The organism is Stenotrophomonas sp. GbtcB23, assembly GCF_019091045.1.
In the GTDB taxonomy this organism is placed as follows: Bacteria; Pseudomonadota; Gammaproteobacteria; order Xanthomonadales; family Xanthomonadaceae; genus Stenotrophomonas; species Stenotrophomonas rhizophila_A.
In genome coordinates this window covers 1-15,730 of record NZ_JAGXKC010000013.1, presented here as the reverse complement: position 1 = coordinate 15,730, position 15,730 = coordinate 1, and the positions used below count along the sequence as shown (strand labels likewise).

15 protein-coding genes, 5 tRNA genes and 1 other RNA gene are annotated in these 15,730 nt (G+C 66.1%); 15 read left to right on the top strand and 6 right to left on the bottom strand.

Going from position 1 to position 15,730, the window contains the following annotated elements:
* Positions 1 to 137: 137 nt before the first annotated feature.
* From lon to KVS69_RS07395, 7 genes are all read left to right on the top strand, one after another.
* Positions 138 to 2,603: an endopeptidase La gene (gene lon / locus KVS69_RS07425; RefSeq protein WP_068849576.1), complete on the top strand. Its 2,466-nt coding sequence runs from the start codon at positions 138 to 140 to the stop codon at positions 2,601 to 2,603.
* Between the two features lie 205 nt (positions 2,604 to 2,808).
* Positions 2,809 to 3,081 (top strand): HU family DNA-binding protein, encoded by a 273-nt coding sequence (locus KVS69_RS07420; RefSeq protein ID WP_068849578.1) that lies wholly within the window; start codon positions 2,809 to 2,811, stop codon positions 3,079 to 3,081.
* An 11-nt stretch (positions 3,082 to 3,092) separates the two neighbouring features.
* Positions 3,093 to 3,167: transfer RNA gene (locus KVS69_RS07415), tRNA-Val, on the top strand.
* A gap of 27 nt (positions 3,168 to 3,194) precedes the next feature.
* Positions 3,195 to 3,271, top strand: a tRNA-Asp gene (locus tag KVS69_RS07410).
* 114 nt (positions 3,272 to 3,385) lie between these two features.
* Positions 3,386 to 3,462 (top strand) — tRNA-Asp (locus tag KVS69_RS07405).
* An 88-nt stretch (positions 3,463 to 3,550) separates the two neighbouring features.
* Positions 3,551 to 3,627, top strand: a tRNA-Asp gene (locus KVS69_RS07400).
* 134 nt (positions 3,628 to 3,761) lie between these two features.
* Entirely contained in the window at positions 3,762 to 5,735 is a 1,974-nt protein-coding gene (locus tag KVS69_RS07395; RefSeq protein WP_217537642.1) for a peptidyl-prolyl cis-trans isomerase, read from the top strand.
* Between the two features lie 72 nt (positions 5,736 to 5,807).
* Here the strand turns inward: KVS69_RS07395 and KVS69_RS07390 are convergent, their stop codons facing one another.
* Together KVS69_RS07390 and gloB are read right to left on the bottom strand one after the other, a co-directional pair.
* Positions 5,808 to 7,010 (bottom strand): lytic transglycosylase domain-containing protein, encoded by a 1,203-nt coding sequence (locus KVS69_RS07390; RefSeq protein WP_217537641.1) that lies wholly within the window; start codon positions 7,008 to 7,010, stop codon positions 5,808 to 5,810.
* The gene (gene gloB / locus KVS69_RS07385; RefSeq protein ID WP_217537640.1) at positions 7,007 to 7,774 is read right to left on the bottom strand and encodes a hydroxyacylglutathione hydrolase; all 768 of its coding nucleotides are present in this window, start codon (positions 7,772 to 7,774) and stop codon (positions 7,007 to 7,009) included. Before gloB ends, KVS69_RS07390 begins: the two co-directional genes overlap by 4 nt.
* 11 nt (positions 7,775 to 7,785) lie before the next feature.
* Here gloB and KVS69_RS07380 point away from each other — a divergent pair, with 11 nt between their 5' ends.
* Genes KVS69_RS07380 through dnaQ form a run of 3 tightly spaced genes read left to right on the top strand, consistent with a single transcriptional unit; the run spans position 7,786 to position 9,625 of the window.
* Positions 7,786 to 8,430 (top strand): methyltransferase domain-containing protein, encoded by a 645-nt coding sequence (locus KVS69_RS07380; RefSeq protein ID WP_068849585.1) that lies wholly within the window; start codon positions 7,786 to 7,788, stop codon positions 8,428 to 8,430.
* 12 nt (positions 8,431 to 8,442) lie between these two features.
* Complete coding sequence (gene rnhA, locus KVS69_RS07375) at positions 8,443 to 8,895, top strand: ribonuclease HI (protein ID WP_068849587.1); 453 nt, start codon at positions 8,443 to 8,445, stop codon at positions 8,893 to 8,895.
* Between the two features lie 4 nt (positions 8,896 to 8,899).
* The gene (dnaQ, locus tag KVS69_RS07370) at positions 8,900 to 9,625 is read left to right on the top strand and encodes a DNA polymerase III subunit epsilon (protein WP_068849589.1); all 726 of its coding nucleotides are present in this window, start codon (positions 8,900 to 8,902) and stop codon (positions 9,623 to 9,625) included.
* A 46-nt stretch (positions 9,626 to 9,671) separates the two neighbouring features.
* On the opposite strand, the gene KVS69_RS07365 is transcribed toward dnaQ, so the two are convergent.
* On the bottom strand, positions 9,672 to 10,376 hold the full coding sequence (locus KVS69_RS07365) for a protein phosphatase 2C domain-containing protein (protein ID WP_068854556.1): 705 nt from the start codon (positions 10,374 to 10,376) through the stop codon (positions 9,672 to 9,674).
* A 171-nt stretch (positions 10,377 to 10,547) separates the two neighbouring features.
* Here KVS69_RS07365 and KVS69_RS07360 point away from each other — a divergent pair.
* A tRNA-Ser gene (locus KVS69_RS07360) sits at positions 10,548 to 10,638 on the top strand.
* 240 nt (positions 10,639 to 10,878) lie between these two features.
* Entirely contained in the window at positions 10,879 to 11,283 is a 405-nt protein-coding gene (locus tag KVS69_RS07355) for a DUF6165 family protein (protein WP_217537639.1), read from the top strand.
* Here KVS69_RS07355 and KVS69_RS07350 read toward each other — a convergent pair.
* On the bottom strand, positions 11,265 to 12,317 hold the full coding sequence (locus KVS69_RS07350; protein WP_217537638.1) for a glycosyltransferase family 9 protein: 1,053 nt from the start codon (positions 12,315 to 12,317) through the stop codon (positions 11,265 to 11,267). The genes KVS69_RS07355 and KVS69_RS07350 overlap by 19 nt on opposite strands.
* A 21-nt stretch (positions 12,318 to 12,338) precedes the next feature.
* Between KVS69_RS07350 and KVS69_RS07345 the strand changes: the two genes are divergently transcribed.
* Together KVS69_RS07345 and KVS69_RS07340 are read left to right on the top strand one after the other, a co-directional pair.
* Entirely contained in the window at positions 12,339 to 13,088 is a 750-nt protein-coding gene (locus KVS69_RS07345) for a 3-deoxy-D-manno-octulosonic acid kinase (protein ID WP_068849604.1), read from the top strand.
* Positions 13,088 to 13,843, top strand: a complete 756-nt coding sequence (locus KVS69_RS07340; protein WP_210131920.1) for an MBL fold metallo-hydrolase — start codon at positions 13,088 to 13,090, stop codon at positions 13,841 to 13,843. The genes KVS69_RS07345 and KVS69_RS07340 overlap by 1 nt, the downstream gene beginning before the upstream one ends.
* A gap of 38 nt (positions 13,844 to 13,881) precedes the next feature.
* Here KVS69_RS07340 and ffs read toward each other — a convergent pair.
* Positions 13,882 to 13,978, bottom strand: an RNA gene (gene ffs / locus KVS69_RS07335) — signal recognition particle sRNA small type.
* 388 nt (positions 13,979 to 14,366) lie between these two features.
* On the opposite strand from ffs, the gene sugE reads away from it, so the two are divergent.
* Positions 14,367 to 14,684, top strand: a complete 318-nt coding sequence (sugE, locus tag KVS69_RS07330; RefSeq protein ID WP_093533257.1) for a quaternary ammonium compound efflux SMR transporter SugE — start codon at positions 14,367 to 14,369, stop codon at positions 14,682 to 14,684.
* Between the two features lie 21 nt (positions 14,685 to 14,705).
* Here the strand turns inward: sugE and KVS69_RS07325 are convergent, their stop codons facing one another.
* Positions 14,706 to 15,326: a cation transporter gene (locus KVS69_RS07325; RefSeq protein ID WP_217537666.1), complete on the bottom strand. Its 621-nt coding sequence runs from the start codon at positions 15,324 to 15,326 to the stop codon at positions 14,706 to 14,708.
* Positions 15,327 to 15,730 lie beyond the last annotated feature (404 nt).

The window sequence follows — 15,730 nt, the reverse complement described above, 5'->3', positions numbered from 1 at the left end:
TCAAGCATTTGAATTGATGGGATTTTTTCAGAGCATCTTGCATCTGGACGCCGATGGCCCCATAACGGGGCCATCGGCTTTTTTGTATCCGGGTGACGCTGCCCGGAGGCCATCCCCACTGCTCAACTGGAGCCCACATGGCCCGTTCCCCAACTGAGACTCTCGACCTGCCGGTACTGCCGCTGCGCGACGTGGTGGTGTTCCCGCACATGGTCATTCCGCTGTTCGTCGGCCGCGACAAATCCATGCATGCGCTGGAGCAGGCGATGGAGGCGGACAAGCGCATCCTGCTGCTGGCGCAGAAGTCGGCCGAGACCGACGACCCCACCGCCGCCGATCTCTACCAGGTCGGCACCTTGGCCCAGGTGCTGCAGCTGCTGAAGCTGCCCGACGGCACCATCAAGGTGCTGGTGGAAGGCCTGTCGCGCGTCAACGTCACCCAGGTCACCGAGCGCGACGGTTCGCTGCACGGCGTGGCCGAGGAAATCGAATCGGACGACGCGCGCGAGCCGCGTGAGGTCGAGGCGATCGCCCGTTCGCTGATGTCGCTGTTCGAACAGTACGTCAAGACCAACCGCAAGCTGCCGCCGGAGCTGCTGCAGACCCTGGCCGGCATCGATGAACCGGCGCGCCTGGCCGATACCATCGCCGCGCACATCAGCGTGCGCCTGGCCGACAAGCAGCGCCTGCTGGAAACCCTGCAGGTCGGCGACCGCCTGGAAATGCTGGTGGGCCTGGTCGACGGCGAGATCGATGTGCAGCAGATGGAGAAGCGCATCCGCGGCCGGGTCAAGTCGCAGATGGAAAAGAGCCAGCGCGAGTACTACCTCAACGAGCAGATGAAGGCCATCCAGAAGGAACTGGGCGACCTCGACGATGCGCCGGGCGAGCTGGAAGAGCTGGCTCGCAAGATCGCCGAAGCGGGCATGCCCAAGCCGGTGGAAGCCAAGGCCAAGGCCGAGCTCAACAAGCTCAAGCAGATGTCGCCGATGTCGGCCGAAGCGGCCGTGGTGCGCAATTATTTGGACTGGCTGCTGGGCGTGCCGTGGAAGAAGCGCACCAAGGTGCGCAAGGACCTCAAGGTTGCCCAGGACACCCTGGATGCCGACCACTTCGGCCTGGACAAGGTCAAGGACCGCATCCTGGAATACCTGGCGGTGCAGTCGCGGGTGAAGCAGATGAAGGGCCCGATCCTGTGCCTGGTCGGGCCGCCGGGCGTGGGCAAGACCTCGCTGGGGCAGTCCATCGCCAAGGCCACCAACCGCAAGTTCGTGCGCATGAGCCTGGGCGGCGTGCGCGACGAGGCCGAGATCCGTGGCCACCGTCGCACCTACGTCGGCTCCATGCCGGGCCGCATCGTGCAGAACCTCAACAAGGTGGGCAGCAGGAACGCGCTGTTCGTGCTGGACGAGATCGACAAGATGTCGATGGACTTCCGTGGCGACCCGTCTTCGGCGCTGCTGGAAGTGCTCGACCCGGAACAGAACAACGCCTTCAACGACCACTACCTGGAAGTGGACCTGGACCTGTCCGAAGTGATGTTCGTAGCGACCTCGAACTCGCTCAACATCCCCGGCCCGCTGCTGGACCGCATGGAAGTGATCCGCATCCCCGGCTACACCGAGGATGAGAAGCTCAACATCGCCATGCGCTACCTGGTGCCCAAGCAGCTCAAGGCCAACGGCCTGAAGCCGGAGGAGCTGGAAATCGAGGCCGACGCCATCCAGGACGTGGTGCGTTACTACACCCGCGAATCGGGCGTGCGCAACCTCGAGCGCGAAGTCGCCAAGATCTGCCGCAAGGTGGTGAAGGAAATCGCGCTGGGCGGTCCGGCGGTGCTGGCCAAGCCGGCCAAGGCCGGCAAGAAGGCGGCGGCGAAGAAGAAGGCACTGGTGGTGGTCAACGGCCGGAACCTGGAGAAGTACCTGGGCGTGCGCCGCTTCGACTTCGGCCGCGCCGAAGAGCAGAACGAGATCGGCCTGGTCACCGGCCTGGCCTGGACCGAAGTGGGTGGCGACCTGCTGCAGATCGAATCCACCCTGGTCCCGGGCAAGGGCGCGCTGATCCTGACGGGCCAGTTGGGCAACGTCATGAAGGAATCGGCCTCGGCCGCGCTGTCGGTGGTGCGTTCGCGCGCCGAGCGGCTGGGCATCGATGCCGAGTTCCTGCAGAAGCACGACGTGCACGTGCACGTGCCCGATGGCGCCACCCCGAAGGACGGCCCCAGCGCCGGCATCGCGATGGTGACCTCGTTGGTGTCGATGCTGACCAAGGTGCCGATCCGCGCCGAAGTGGCGATGACCGGCGAAATCACCCTGCGTGGTCGCGTCACCGCCATCGGTGGCCTGAAGGAAAAACTGCTGGCGGCGCTGCGCGGTGGCATCACCACCGTGATCATCCCCGAAGAGAACCGCAAGGACCTTGCCGACATTCCGGCCAACGTCACCCGCGACCTGAAGATCATTCCGGTGAAGTGGATTGAAGAGGTGCTGGACTTGGCCCTGGAAACGCCGTTGACCGCGCCCAAGCCAAAGAAGGATGGGCAACGCGTCACAGTGCGGGGCAAGAGCAAGACAGCATCCACAACGCGCGTCAAGCACTGACGCGCGCATGGGAAATGCCCGAAACCCGCGTCGTTATTGGCTTTTCAGCTTGCGCGGGTAGGGGTGCGCTGGTATAAAAGCACCACTCGCAAGTCAGCAGACGCTGACGGGTGCGAATCGAGAACTTCACTGGCGTCCGGCCACGTAGCGGGCCGGATGCTTCACTGTCGAACATGCGGAATCCCCGCCAAAGGAGCTGTACAGAATGAACAAGACCGAATTGATCGACGCCGTTGCCGAATCCGCTGACCTGACCAAGGCCGAGTCGCAACGCGCTGTCGATGCCGTCATCGCTGCTGTCACCAAGGCCCTGAAGGGCGGTGATGCGGTGACCCTGGTGGGCTTCGGTACGTTCCAGGTGCGCGACCGCGCCGCCCGTACCGGCCGCAACCCGAAGACCGGCGACACCATCAAGATCGCTGCGTCGAAGAATCCGTCGTTCAAGGCTGGCAAAGCCCTGAAGGATGCCGTAAACTAAGCGGCTTGCTGGGGTGCTTAGCTCAGCGGTAGAGCGTCTCCTTTACACGGAGAGGGTCGGGGGTTCGAAACCCTCAGCACCCACCATGCACCGCCAGTAAAAGTTTGAAATGTGGAGCGGTAGTTCAGCTGGTTAGAATGCTGGCCTGTCACGCCGGAGGTCGCGGGTTCGAGTCCCGTCCGCTCCGCCAGTTTCAACGAGGCCCCTGAGCAATCGGGGGCCTTGTTTTCTGTAATGAAGTTGTAGAGTCGTTTGTAGAGTCGACTGTTAGTCGACTGTAGGCCGACTTTGAAAAAATAAACGCGGAGCGGTAGTTCAGCTGGTTAGAATGCTGGCCTGTCACGCCGGAGGTCGCGGGTTCGAGTCCCGTCCGCTCCGCCAGTTACAAAAAATCCTCGAAAAGCAGTACTTCGGGGTGGGTTTTCTGAATATCTTCGGATATAATGAGCGCCTGCAAAGTTTCAAGCGCGGAGCGGTAGTTCAGCTGGTTAGAATGCTGGCCTGTCACGCCGGAGGTCGCGGGTTCGAGTCCCGTCCGCTCCGCCAATTCTTGAAGGCCCCTGGTGCAAACCAGGGGCTTTTCTTTTTGCTGCGATGCCCGGGCGCCGGGCGCCCCTGTTGGGGAGTGGCGCGAAGCGGGGTACACTGCCGGATTCGCCAATCGGGCCTTGATTTCTCCCATGCTGCAGAAACTTCGCGACAAGACCTCGGGCTGGATCGTTACCGTGATCCTGGGGCTGCTGATGATTCCGTTCCTGTTCGTGATCGACTCCAGCTACCTGGGTGGTGTCGGCGCGCAGAACGTGGCCAAGGTGGCAGCGCCGCCGACCTGGTGGCGCTCGGCGCCGTCGTGGTGGCCGATGTCCTTCCTCTGGCAGCACCATGAAATCAGTGCGGAAGAATTCCGTACCCGTTTCGAGCAGGCGCGCCAGCAGGCCCGCCAGCAGCAGGGCGAGAACTTCGACCCGCGCCAATTCGAAAGCGCCGAGAACAAGCGCGCCGTGCTCGACCAGATGATCGATGAGAAGGTCGTGCGCCTCGCCGGCGAACAATCCGGCATCGTCATCGGCGACGCCGCCGTGCGCGAAACCATCGCCTCCATCCCGGGCTTCATCGGCGCCGATGGCAAGTTCAACCAGGACCAGTACCGTCTGGCGCTTACCACCGGCAACCCGCCGCGCACCCCGGCGCAGTTCGAAACGCTGGTGCGCGAGAGCCTGCAGCAGTCGATCATTCCGCAGGCGCTGCAGGAATCGGGTTTTGTCACCAGCGTGGAGGCCGAGCGGCTGATGAAGCTGCTGGGCGAAACGCGTGACGTGGAAATCGCCGCGCTGCCGGAGCTGCCGGCCGATACGGCAGAAGTAACCGACGCACAGATCAAGCAGTGGTACGACAGCCACCCGAAGGATTTCCGCCAGCCGGAAACCGTGTCGCTGGAGTTCGTGGAAATCAACGCGGCCGCACTGCCGCCGGCGGCCGCCGCCGATGAAGCCACCCTGCGCAAGCGCTACGCCGACGAGAAGGCGCGCTTCTCCACGCCCGAAGCCCGTCTTGCGTCGCACATCCTGATCGCCGCCGATGGCAGCGACCCGGCCAAGCTCAAGGCCGCTGAACAAAAGGCCGCCGCACTGGCCACGCAGGCCAAGGCGCCGGGTGCGGATTTCGCCGCGCTGGCCAAGGCCAACTCGGACGACACCGGCTCCAAGGCCACCGGTGGTGACCTGGGCTGGGTGGAACGCGATTCCATGGTCAAGCCGTTCGAAGACGCGCTGTTTGGCATGAAGGCAGGCGAGGTGAGCGCACCGGTCAAGACCGAGTTCGGCTACCACGTGCTGCAGCTGCGCGAGGTCCGTGGTGGCCAGCAGCGTCCGTTCGAGGAGGTCCGCGACCAGCTCGCCGCCGAACAGCTCAAGGCCGACAACGAAGGCGCGTTCTCCGAACTGAGCGGCCGCCTGGTCGACCAGGTCTACAAGAACCCGACCTCGCTGCAGGGCGCGGCCGATGCGCTGAAGTTGAAGGTGCAGACCCTCGGCCCGTTCACCCGCGACACCGCCAGTGGCATTGCCGCCAACCCGGCGGTGCTGCGCGCGGCGTTCTCCGATGTGCTGGTGCAGGACGGCACCGTGAGCGACCCGATCGCGATCACGCCCGACCACAGCGTGATGATCCGCGTGACCGACCACAGCCCGGAACAGGCATTGCCGCTGGACAAGGCCCGCGACGGCGTGATCGCCGCGATCCGCGCCGACCGCAACCGCCAGGTCTCGGCCAAGGCCGCTGACGCGCTGCTGGCGAAGCTCAACGCCGGGCAGACCCTGCAGGCGCTGGCCGCCGAAGAGAAGCTGCAGCTCAGCCCGCTGCCGGGCCTGCCGCGCACCCAGCCGGTGCCGACCCCGGAGATCAACCGCGCCGTGTTCGCCGCCCCGGCCCCGGCCGAAGGCAAGCCGAGCTATGGCAAGGTCGCCGTGCAGGACCGTTACGTGGTGTTCGCGGTCAACAAGGTGACCCCGCCGAACCTGGCTGAGGTCCCGGCCGAGCAGAAGCAGCAGTTCAAGGACCAGCTGGACCAGGTAGACGGCATGGCCTCGGCCAAGGCCTTCATCCAGGCCATGCGCAAGCACTACAAAGTGCAGGTCGAAGAAGCCAACCTCTAAGGGTTGGCTGGCGTCCGCTTACGAAAAAGGCCCGGCAATGCCGGGCCTTTTTTTTGTTGCGCCTTGTCCGCCTCAATCCTCGACGCGCAACACCGCACCGGGCTTGAGCACGCTGCTGCCGCTGAGGTTGTTCAACGACAGCAGCGCCTTGAGTGGCATCCCGTAGCGCTTGGCAATCGTCCACGCAGACTCGCCGTTGCGCACGGTGTGGCGGCGCGCCTTGGGGCGGTCCGCGCTGGCAACGGCGCGGCTGGCGACCTGGGTCTGCGTACGCGGGCTGACCGTGTCAGCCACGGGCGTGTCAGCCTGGGCCAGCATCACCGAAGGGTCCACCGGCGCGTGGGTGGCCGGGGCCAGTACGGTCACCTGGCCGCTGGGGCGGCCCTTGCCGCTGGCCAAGGCCGGATTGAGCCGGGCGATGCGCGCCGGGTCCAGCGAGCGCTGTACGGCCCACTGCTGCACGCTGGTGCCGGCTGGCAGGGTGTGGCCCTTCAGCACCGGCACGGTGCGGTCCAGCGATGCCATCACCGCCGGCGTGGTTTCAGCGTTTTCCAGCACGCAGGCCAGCGCGTGCAGCTTCTCCACGTACGCGTAGGTCACCGGCGACAGCCCCGGCAGCTCGGCAGGGCGCGCGTTCTGCGCGTTCATGCCGGCCTTGCGCAGCGACTGCAGCACGCGGTATTCGCCAGCGTTGTAGGCCATGGTGGCCAGGCGCCAGTCGCCGCCGAACATCCCATGCAGGGTCTTGAGGTAGCGCACCGCGGCCTGGGTGGAATCGGCCGCCGACAGCCGGCCGTCGTAGCCGCTGGTCATCTGCACGCGGTGGTTCCTGGCGGTGGAGGCGATGAACTGCCACAGCCCGGCCGGGCCGGCACCATTGCGCGCGTTGGGCCGGTAACCACTTTCCACGAACGGAATCAGCGCGAACTCAGTGGGCAGGTTGGCAGCGCGCAGCTCTTCGACCACATAGCCGAACAGCACCAGTGCATCGTCATCCTGGTTGGCCAGGCGCGAGGGCGCATGGGCGAACTGTTTCTGCCAGCGTGGGCTGGTGGCCTCGACGTCGCAGGTCGGTTCGGCCAGGCCATCACGGAAGCTGGCGAAGATGTCCTGGCCATTGCGGACCGAAGCGGGGGGCAGGGCAGTACCGTCCAACGGCAACTGCGACAAACCGGCCACGTTCTGCGACATCCCCGCACTCAACGACTGGGCGCCCGCGGTGCCGGCGATGGCGATCGCCAGGCCTGCCGCGAGCGGCAACCATCGCCGACTCATGTTCGGAATCCGTCTTTCCAGCCCCGCAGACCTGCCAGGACATCGACTTCATCGGTGACGGGACGACCGAGGTGCTGGCTGACGGCAGCGCGGACAGCGGGTGTATCGGTTCGCAGGAACGGGTTGCATTCCAGCTCGCTTGCCAACGTAACGGGCAGCGTAGGGCGTTCATCGCGGCGCATGGCCAGTGCCTCCTCATGGCGTCGCGCGAGCGCGGCGTTGGCGGGGTCGACATGCCGCGCGAAGACGGCATTTGACACGGTGTACTCATGGCCGCAGCACAACAACAGGTGCGGCGGCAGGGACGCCAGCTTGTGCAGGGAAGCCAGAAGCTGGGGTGGCGTACCTTCGAACATCCGGCCACACCCCAGGCTGAACAACGCATCTCCGCTGAAAAGATGTTCAGCGCTGTGAAATGCGATGTGCGTCCGGGTGTGTCCGGGCACGGATACTACGTCGATCTCCAGCCCCAGTGCCTGAATGCGTTCACCTTCACCTACCCGGCGGGTGGCGCCGGGAATGCGAGGATCGTGCGGGGCGATCACCTCCAGCCCCGCAAACCGGGCCTGCAGCTCCGTCACGCCGCCGATGTGGTCGTCGTGGTGGTGAGTGAGCAGGATGGTGTGCGGGCGCCAGTTCTGCTGCGCTGCGGCGACCACCACGGGGGCCGCCTGGCCGGGGTCGACCACGATCGCGCGGCCGTCGTCGGCGACCAGCGCCCAGATGTAGTTGTCCGCGAATGCGGGTAGGGCAGTCAGTCGCATAGAATTGGACCATGCCCGCCGCGCCGAGCCCCCGTCAAGCTTCCGTCGCATCCTGGTTTGATACTGAACCGGCGCAGGCGCTGCGTGAGCTGGAGCGCAAGGCATTGGAGCCGGTGCTGGCCTCGCACCCGCTGAACCCCTGGTTGTGGATCGCGCCGACCCCGGCCTGGCTGGAAGATGCCGCGCTGCCGGGGCAGGGCGTGCGCCTGCACCGCAGCGCCGGCGGCTACACCGGCGACGTTACCTGCGCGCTGCCGCTGCCGTTCCAGACCGAGAGCCTCAACGCCATCGTGCTGCAGCACGTGACCGCCCGCGACGCCGAACAGCTGATCGCCGAATGCGAGCGGGTCCTGATGCCCGGCGGGCGGCTGTGGCTGTCCACGCTCAATCCGTTCAGCCCATTCCGCAGCCAATGGCGCCGGCACGGGTTGGTGGTGCGCACCCCGCAGCGGCTGCGCCACACCCTGGAGCGGGCCGGGCTGGCCTGCGACGACCTGGCCTGGCTGGGCCCGATGTGGCACACCCGCGCGCCCGAGCGCGGCAGCATCGCCGCCCTGCGCGCGGCCTGCCTGTTCACCGCCGAAAAACGCACCCTGGCCCTGCCAGGACCTACGCCACTGCCGGTACGCCGTTGGCACGGCACCGTGGCGACCTGATCTGGAGTTGTATTGAAAACCATTGAAATCCACACCGACGGTTCCTGCCTCGGCAATCCCGGCCCCGGCGGCTGGGCCGCGTTGATGCGCTACAAGGGCCACGAGCGCGAGCTGAGCGGTGGCGAAGCGCACACCACCAACAACCGGATGGAGCTGATGGCCGCCATCTCCGGCCTGGAAGCACTGACCGAACCGTGCGAGATCGTGCTGTTCACCGATTCGCAGTACGTGCGCCAGGGCCTGACCCAGTGGCTGCCGGGCTGGATCCGCAAGAACTGGAAGACCGCTGGTGGTGACCCGGTCAAGAACCGCGACCTGTGGGAGCGGCTGCATGCGGCCACCCAGAAGCACAGCATCGACTGGCGCTGGGTGAAGGGCCATTCCGGTGACCCGGACAACGAGCGTGTGGATACGCTGGCGCGCGACGCCGCGATCCGGATCCGTGCCGCCGGCCCGGTACACTAAGCCCATGCGTCAGATCATCCTCGATACCGAAACCACCGGCCTGGAATGGCGCAAGGGCAACCGCATCGTCGAAATCGGCTGCGTGGAACTGCTGGAACGCCGCCCGAGCGGAAACAACTTCCATCAGTACCTCAAGCCGGACTGCGAGTTCGAACAGGGCGCCCAGGAAGTCACCGGGCTGACCCTGGAGTTCCTGGCCGACAAGCCGGTGTTCGCGCAGGTGGCCGAAGAATTCCTGGCCTACATCGACGGCGCCGAGCTGATCATCCACAACGCCGCGTTCGACCTGGGCTTCCTGGACTACGAACTGTCGTTGCTGGGCGACCAGTACGGAAAGATCACCGACCGCTGCACGGTGATCGATACGCTGAAGATGGCGCGCGAGCGCTATCCGGGCCAGCGCAACTCGCTGGATGCGCTGTGCAAGCGGCTGGGCGTGGACAACGCGCACCGCCAGCTGCATGGCGGCCTGCTCGATGCGCAGATCCTGGGCGATGTGTACATCGCACTGACCTCCGGCCAGGAGGAAATCGGCTTTGGTTCAGCCGATGACGTCCGCCCGGGTACGGCACACGCGCAGGCCTTCGATACCAGCCGCCTGTTGCCGCGCCCGCGCGTGGTGGCAACGGCCTCGGAACGGGAGGCGCACGAAGCGCGCCTGGCCAAGCTGCGCAAGAAGGCCGGGCATGCCATCTGGGATGGCCCTAAGGTGGAAGAATCGGCGGCGTAATGCCGTCGATTCGGTAGCCCCTGCCGTTGGCAGGCAACCGGTTAAATCAATGGCAACGCACCAGAATCACCGTGATGTTGTCCGACCCGCCCCCATCCAGCGCGGCGGCCACCAACGTATCCACGCACTCCTGCGCGCTGGCGTCGTCGTAGGCCAGGGTGCGGGCGATCCCGGTGTCTTCCACTTCCTCGGTCAGCCCGTCGCTGCACAGCAGCAGCTGCATGCCCGGGCGCAGCTCGCCGGCGGTGGTGGCCACGTTCAGGTGGGCCGGATCGGTCACCCCCAGCGCCTGGGTCACCACGTTTCGATGCGGGTGCGCGCGCGCCTCTTCGGCCGTCAGGTTGCCCTGCGCCACCATTTCCTGCACCACGCTGTGGTCCTGGCTGAGCTGCGCCAGCTTGCCGTCGCGCCACAGGTAGGCGCGGCTGTCGCCGACCCAGGCCACTTCATAGCGGTTGCCCTGGACCCGGGCGGCCACCACGGTGGTGCCCATCGGCAGGCTGTCGTTGCGGCGGCGCGAGGTGCGGATGATTTCCTCATCGGCCACCCGGATCGCGTGCGCCAGCGTGGCGCCCTGGCGGATCTCGCGCACGATGGTCTCGCGCGCAAGCGCGCTGGCCACTTCGCCACAGGCGTGCCCGCCCATGCCATCGGCCACCAGCCACAGTGCAAGCTCCCCGTCCCCGTAGTAGGTGTCCTCATTGAGATCACGGCGCAAGCCAGGGTGGGTCAGGTGTCCGAATTCGATCATGGAGGTGCGCAGGCCAGGAGTGTCATTGCTGAGGGATAACGGCATGATCGCGGCCCTGCGGACATCCGGCAAGGCATCGATACAGAAGAAATTCATCGGAAGCGCGGGAATGGCTTGCCGTCGGCGGCTCCTGACCGTATTATTCGCTCCCCGGTTCGCCGGGGACCATCTGGAGAGGTGGCAGAGCGGTTGAATGTACCTGACTCGAAATCAGGCAGGCGTTTATAGCGCCTCGGGGGTTCGAATCCCCCCCTCTCCGCCAGACACGCAAAAAAGGCTGCCCTTCGGGTGGCCTTTTTTGCGTGTCTGGCGGAGAGGGGGGGATTGCAACGGCGCGTAGCGCCGTTGCCCCCGCGATGCTTCCTCTCCCCGCCCCTGTCGGGGCAGCCCCTCAACAGAGGGGCTTGTTACGGCGTTGGGGGGTGCGAACGGTGACAGCGCGGACGCTGCGCTCGCGCTGGGTTCGCTAGACTGGTCTCATTCAAAACGGAACATCCCCCCTATGACCGCTGAAATTTCTGTTCCCGTGTCCTTTGGCGAATTGCTGGACAAGATCTCGATCCTGCAGATCAAGTCCGAGCGGATCAGTGATCCGGGCAAGCTGGCCAACATCCGGGCCGAGCTGAGTGCGCTGGAGAAGACCTGGATGGCGCATCCGGCCGGCGGCACGGACATCGCCAAGCTGCGCATGGAGCTGAAGGACATCAATGAGCAGCTCTGGGATATCGAGGACAACATCCGGCTGAAGGACCAGGCCGCTGAGTTCGATGAGGTGTTCGTCGCCCTGGCGCGCAGCGTCTACCAGAAGAACGACACCCGCGCCCGGATCAAGAAAGACATCAACCTGGCGCTGGGCTCGGTCTACGTCGAAGAGAAGTCCTACAAGGATTACAGCGGGCGCGGCTGATCCGCCACGTAGCGTTCGAAGGCGGCGATGCCGTCGTCGACCGTGATCAGCTGCATCACGTCATCGAACTCGACCTTGGTGCCCCATTTGAGTTCGCTGGCCGGCTTGCCCAGGAACTTCCGCGCCGCGTCGTCATAGCGGTCCACGCAGTAGCGGCGGTCCGAATAGGGACCGCTGCGGTGCGGGTTGCTGGCCGCGTGCAGGCCCAGCACCTTGGTGCCCATCGCGTTGGCGATGTGCATCGGGCCTGAATCCGGGGTCATCACCAGCGCCGCGCGGGCCAGCAGGGCCGGCAGCTGCTTGAGGGTGTCCTTGCCCACCAGGTCCAGCGCGGGGGTGGTGAGCTGGGCCTGGATGGCGTCGGCCATGCCGCGCTCCAGTTCGCTGCGGCCGCCGCACAGCACCACCCGCCAGCCGCGTGCAACCGCATGGTTGGCCACTGCCGCGTAGCGGTCGGCATACCAGTTGCGGCGTACGTGGCTGGAGCAGGGCGAGATCATCAGCACCGGCCGGCCATCGTCCTGCCATTGCGCCTGCGCCCATTCCACCGCCGCCGGCGGGATCGCCAGGTCCCAGCTGACCTCGGTCTGGCGGATCCCCAACGGTTCGCAGAAGCTGCCGATCGCATCCAGCACGTGGATGCCGGGGCGGTCGGGGATGCGTTCGTTGATGAAAAGACCGTGCAGGTCCTTGGAACGCGCCTTGTCGTAGCCGATCCGGCGCACCGCCGGGACAAACGCCGACAGCACATTGGCGCGGAAGGCCACCTGCATCTGCAGCAGCGCCTCGAAGCGGCCCGGCGGCAGCGACGCGCGCAGGGCGCGCATGCCGGCCATGCCGGTCTTCTTGTCGTAGGCATGGAACACCACGCCCGGCAGGCCGTCCAGCAGCTTGTGCCCGGCCTTGTCGATGATCCAGTGCAGTTCGGTCCCAGGCCGTGCCTGCTGCAGGGTGCGCACCAGCGGCACCACGTGGGTGACATCGCCCAGCGCGGACAAACGCAAAAGACACAAGGAAGAGGACGCTGATGCCATGGTGTTGTTAGACTCGAAGGAATGGTCGCATTCGACGCCACTGAAGCGCTGACGCCCTGCCGCGATGGACGCGGCATGGGTGCCATTCTGTTCGACCGCGAACGGCTGCGGCAAGCCGAGATGAGCCTGTTCTCCCCGGGCCACTGGGGCGACCGGGCGCGCCCGGTCGGCGATGGTGGACGGGGCGGGGCCTGGTTCGTCGATGCGCCGTTCGGCCATTGTGTGCTGCGCCAGTACCTGCGCGGCGGCATGGCGGCCAAGCTGAGCCACGACCAGTACCTGTGGCGGGGCGCCAACCGCACCCGCAGCTTCGCCGAGTTCCGGCTGATGCGCGCCCTGCGCGCGTTGAAGTTGCCGGTGCCGCGCCCGATCGCCGCGTTCTACATGCGCGAAGGCATGCGCTACCGCGCGGCGATCCTGATGGAACGGCTGGAAGGCGTACGTTCGCTGGCCGACCGCGCGCTGGTGGCGGGGCGGGGCGCGCCCTGGGAAGAGACCGGCCGGCTGATCGCGCGTTTCCACCGCGCCGGGCTGGACCATGCCGATCTCAACGCCCACAACATCCTGTTTGATGCCAACGGCCACGGCTGGCTGATCGATTTCGACCGTGGCGTGCAGCGCATCCCGGCCACCGCCTGGCGCGAACGCAACCTCAAGCGCCTGCACCGTTCGCTGGTGAAGCTGCGCGGCGAGCGCAGCCACGACGAGGTCGAGAAGGACTTCGCGCGCCTGCGCCGGGCCTACGACCTGGCCTGGAACCGGGGCTACTGATGGACTGGGCACTGCGCTTCATGGGGGTCGGCAACGCGTCGGCCGTGCAGCTGGGTTCGCCGATGGCGGTGATCGAGCGCGGTGGCGAGCCATGGCTGACCATCGACTGCGGCGGCGAGGGGCTTACCGCCTTCCTCGCCCAGTACGGGCGCATGCCCGAGGCGCTGTTCGTCACCCATGTGCACCTGGACCACGTGGCCGGCTTCGAGCGGCTGTTCGTGGATGCCTACTTCTCGCCGCACCGGCGCGGCCGCATCCGGCTGTACGTACCCGCCACCGTGGTGCCGCTGCTGCACCGGCGCGTGGCCGATTACCCCAACGTGCTGGCCGAAGGTGGCGCCAACTTCTGGGATGCCTTCCAGCTGATCGTGGTGGGCGAGGCGTTCTGGCATGACGGCGTGCGCCTGGAAGTGTTCCCGGTCCGCCACCACTGGCCCGAAACCGCCTACGGCCTGCGCCTGCAGGGCGCGCTGGTGTGGAGCGGCGACACCCGCCCGATTCCGGAAATGCTGGCGCGCCATGCGGCCGACAACGAACTGATCGCGCACGACTGCGGCCTGCACGGCAACCCGTCGCACACCGGCGTGGACGATCTCGAACGCGAGTACAGCGCCGAACTGCAGGCGCGGATGATGCTCTATCACTATGCGAGCGAGGCCGATGGCGAAGCGCTGCGCCAGCGGGGGCATCGGGTCGCAATGCCGGGCGAGTGCGTGGCGTTGGCCGAGCCAACGGCTCCCAGGCCCACGGCCTGATCAGCCAAACGTGGAATGGACCGCCCAAACGGGTGACGGCCCCGCCGGCTGACCTCGGCGCCCGCGTCGATCGATACCGTTGCTGCCTTCCGGCCCTGGCGGGATTTTCGACCTAGCGTCGCGAGGGGCCGACGGGGCCGCCATAGAGACGTTGCACCGAAGTGCAGTCACCCAGTATAGCGCGGCGTAGCCAAGCGCGGTAGATCCGCAAGCGCGGTAGATCCGCAAGCGCGGTAGATCCGCAAGTGCGGTAGATCCGCAAGTGCGGTAGATCCGACTGTTAGTCGGATTCGGCACTTGGCGCAGAACCTCCCGAGTAGCGACACGCCGCGCGTCTCCCCGACCCACCCTGACCACCTCGTAACCCCCAACACGCCTTCGGCCCCCATCCGGTGCCCCATCCCCTAAAATCGCCCTCATCGTAGAGCGGGGCTCTGCCCCGCTGCACGCACCCCAGGAGGAACGGCCTCCCCCATACCGGGCAACAATGACCAGGACGACCTGGCCCCATAAGGAGGGCCACATGGCCTGGATATATTTGCTCGTAGCCGGTGTTCTGGAAATCGTCTGGGCGTTCTCGATGAAGCAATCCGAGGGCTTCACCCGGCTCACCCCGTCGCTCATTACCTTCGCCGCCATGGCTGCCAGTTTCTGGCTGCTCGCCCTGGCCATGCGCACGCTGCCGCTGGGCACCGCCTACACGATCTGGACCGGCATTGGCGCGGTCGGCGCGTTCATCGTCGGCATCGTGTTCCTGGGCGAACAGGTGAGCGCGATGCGCATTGCCGCGGCGGTGCTGATCGTGAGCGGGCTGGTGTTGATGAAGGTGTCGAGCGCGTAACGGCGGAAGGAGACGGCGGGTTCAGCCCTGAACCCGCATCTCCCGCCAGGCCGAACGCAGCACCCGCAACGCTGAGCGCAGGAACATCACCAGCAAGGCGGCGGCGATCAGCAGGTCCGGCCAACCCGCGCCGAACGCCCACACCGCGAGCGCGGCCAGCAGCACCGCCACGCCCTCGAAAATGTCATTGCGCGAGCATTCCCACGCCGAGGCCATGTTGACGTCGCCGTTGCGGAACGGATTCAGCAACCACAGGCACACACCGTTGGCGGCGAGGTTCAGCGCACCGGCAATGCCCATGCCTTCAAACAGCGGCACGGCCGGGTGGGTGAGCCGCCAGCCGATCTGCACGGCTACGGCAATGGCCGCGCCGAGAATCAGCAGCCCTTTCAACAACGCCACCCGTGCCTTGGCCTGCATCGATGCGCCGACCACGGCCAGGCTGATCGCGTAGGTCAACGCGTCACCCAGGTTGTCCAGGCTGCCGGAGAGCAGGGAGGAGGAATGGCTCCACCAGGCCGCGGCCGCCATCATCACGAAGGTAGCGAGATTGATCGCCAGGACGATGCGCAGGACGCGGCGCTGCTTCGCCTGAAGGGCGGCGACGTCGACGATTTTTCCGCAGCCGCAGCAGTCGGACATGGGGGTAGGGGATCTGAAGGGGTACCCCATTGTAGAGCCACGCCATGCGTGGCTTCGCGGTGCTGGGCGGATGGCAGCCACGCAGGGCGTGGCTCTAGCTGACTTCGCGATAGACGCAGGTTGCTCTTCGCCGCTCAATGCATTGGACAAATCGAATGGCCTGTCTCGGCGCTTCCCAGCAGGATCATGGGTTTACGACCCCGGGAAGGGTGATGCCCTTCTACGACAACGCGCCGACCCTCATTCTGGACCAACTGCACAGAATCGCGGGCGGTGAGCGGGGTCGGCATCTTTGAAATCGGTGCGCTTACGGTCAGTCAGTTCGCTCAACTGCGCGACAGAAGGGGGAAATGGGGCATGAGCCATTGGGGTGACGGCTGGCGGCTGGCACCGTGGTCCGTACC

What these genes read in the sequence shown, in the direction of transcription:
- lon (WP_068849576.1), top strand. Translation starts at nt 138, where the DNA reads ATGGCCCGTTCCCCAACTGAGACTCTCGACCTGCCGGTACTGCCGCTG.
- KVS69_RS07420 (WP_068849578.1), top strand. Translation starts at nt 2,809, where the DNA reads ATGAACAAGACCGAATTGATCGACGCCGTTGCCGAATCCGCTGACCTG.
- KVS69_RS07395 (WP_217537642.1), top strand. Translation starts at nt 3,762, where the DNA reads ATGCTGCAGAAACTTCGCGACAAGACCTCGGGCTGGATCGTTACCGTG.
- KVS69_RS07390 (WP_217537641.1), bottom strand. Translation starts at nt 7,010, where the DNA reads ATGAGTCGGCGATGGTTGCCGCTCGCGGCAGGCCTGGCGATCGCCATC.
- gloB (WP_217537640.1), bottom strand. Translation starts at nt 7,774, where the DNA reads ATGCGACTGACTGCCCTACCCGCATTCGCGGACAACTACATCTGGGCG.
- KVS69_RS07380 (WP_068849585.1), top strand. Translation starts at nt 7,786, where the DNA reads ATGCCCGCCGCGCCGAGCCCCCGTCAAGCTTCCGTCGCATCCTGGTTT.
- dnaQ (WP_068849589.1), top strand. Translation starts at nt 8,900, where the DNA reads ATGCGTCAGATCATCCTCGATACCGAAACCACCGGCCTGGAATGGCGC.
- KVS69_RS07365 (WP_068854556.1), bottom strand. Translation starts at nt 10,376, where the DNA reads ATGATCGAATTCGGACACCTGACCCACCCTGGCTTGCGCCGTGATCTC.
- KVS69_RS07355 (WP_217537639.1), top strand. Translation starts at nt 10,879, where the DNA reads ATGACCGCTGAAATTTCTGTTCCCGTGTCCTTTGGCGAATTGCTGGAC.
- KVS69_RS07350 (WP_217537638.1), bottom strand. Translation starts at nt 12,317, where the DNA reads ATGGCATCAGCGTCCTCTTCCTTGTGTCTTTTGCGTTTGTCCGCGCTG.
- KVS69_RS07345 (WP_068849604.1), top strand. Translation starts at nt 12,339, where the DNA reads ATGGTCGCATTCGACGCCACTGAAGCGCTGACGCCCTGCCGCGATGGA.
- KVS69_RS07340 (WP_210131920.1), top strand. Translation starts at nt 13,088, where the DNA reads ATGGACTGGGCACTGCGCTTCATGGGGGTCGGCAACGCGTCGGCCGTG.
- sugE (WP_093533257.1), top strand. Translation starts at nt 14,367, where the DNA reads ATGGCCTGGATATATTTGCTCGTAGCCGGTGTTCTGGAAATCGTCTGG.
- KVS69_RS07325 (WP_217537666.1), bottom strand. Translation starts at nt 15,326, where the DNA reads ATGTCCGACTGCTGCGGCTGCGGAAAAATCGTCGACGTCGCCGCCCTT.